Origin of the sequence: Streptomyces sp. NPDC057543 (assembly GCF_042801895.1) — a bacterium.
Lineage (GTDB): Bacteria > Actinomycetota > Actinomycetes > Streptomycetales > Streptomycetaceae > Streptomyces.
The window spans coordinates 1-1,522 of sequence record NZ_JBHVFF010000578.1; the positions used below are offsets into that span (position 1 = coordinate 1).

1 protein-coding gene is annotated in these 1,522 nt (G+C 69.8%); it reads left to right on the forward strand.

The window, feature by feature from the left end; all coding sequences use genetic code 11:
* Positions 1-1,079: MBL fold metallo-hydrolase (locus tag ACFU8Q_RS41415; RefSeq protein ID WP_384465365.1), on the forward strand; the 1,079-nt coding region annotated here is incomplete at its 5' end.
* Positions 1,080-1,522: the final 443 nt, after the last annotated feature.

Sequence of the window (1,522 nt, forward strand, 5' to 3'; positions counted from 1 at the left end):
TTTCTAGCATGTGCGACGATCACGGGCACTCGGCGGCCGAGGCGGCGTGGTCAGCGCCTCGCGCCGCGGAGGGACCGGCTGTCGACCCGGTGAGGCTGCCCGAGGTCGACGAGGTCAGGGTCACGACGATGGTCGACAACACATTCGACGCCCTGCTGGCCCCTGCCGAAGGCGTCACCCGGGCGTCGGTGGGCGTCGGGCGGACCGCCGCGCGGCAGTTCGCCGGCGGCGAGGCCCTCGCGGGGCTGCGGGCCGAGCATGGCTTCTCCGCCCTGGTCACCGTCCAAAGCGGGAACGCGAGCAGCACGCTGCTGTTCGACACCGGCGCGTCGCCGGACGGACTGGCGGTGAACGCCGAGCGTCTTGGCATCCATGTCGGCGGCCTCCAGGGCGTCGTGCTCAGCCACGGACACTTCGACCACGCGGGCGGCTTCGACGGCCTGGCCCGGCTGCGCGGGCGCTCCGGCCTGCCGCTGACCGTCCACCCCGCGGTCTGGACCCGCCGCCGCCTGGAACTGCCCGCCGACCAGGTTCTGGAGATGCCCACACTGTCACGGGGTGCCCTGGAACGCGAAGGGTTCGAGGTGATCGAGCGGCGGCAGCCGTCGCTGCTGGCCGGCGGTATCCTGATCACCGGCGAGGTGGACCGCGTCACCGAGTTCGAGCACGGCATGCCGCAGGCACACCAAGCCTGGGACGGGAACGGCTGGCGACACGATCCCGCCGTCATCGACGACCAGGCACTCGTCATCAACGTGCGCGGCCGGGGACTTGTTGTCATCACCGGGTGCGGCCACGCCGGAGTGGTCAACATCATCCGGCACGCCATGAGGCTGACCGGCGTCAGCAAACTGCTGGCCCTCATCGGCGGATTCCACCTGAGCGGCCCGGCCTTCGAGCCGGTCATCGGCCCGACGGTGGCCGCGCTCACCGAACTCGCACCCGAGCTGATCGTCCCCGGTCACTGCACCGGCTGGCGCGCCCAGCACACTCTCGCCGCAGCCCTCCCGGACGCATGGGTGCAGACCAGCGTCGGAACCACCTACACACTCAGCGCCCCACAGGCGGGTAATGCCTGATCCCGGCTCAGCAGTACCGGCTCAAACGGTGCAACAGGAAGTGCAGCGTCCGCGGTACGCGAACGGTCTGCCGGGAGTACCTCGGATGGCACCCGGGGCGGTGGAAGGCCGGCTCCCGAGTTGGCGGAGAATCGGAATCATGGACGAGGCCGACAGGCTCTCGTCCGGGTGAGTCCGGCTGACGAGTAAACGGCCGGGCTGCGCAGAACCAGTCGTCGATGTCCGGGGCTTCCGGCGATGTCGCCGTGGCGATGGTGGTGTTGTGCGGGTTACTGACTTTGAACTCGTGATGTCGCATTCGGCTGACCGGGCCCCGCGCTGTGCGGTATCACCGTTGGATGCGGTATCCACAAGGGGGCGGACTGACCGCCGAGCGTCGGGAGTTCCGGGAGCGGTTACGGCTGGAGGCTGCTGAGCGGTTTGAGCGGGGTGAGACGAGCGCG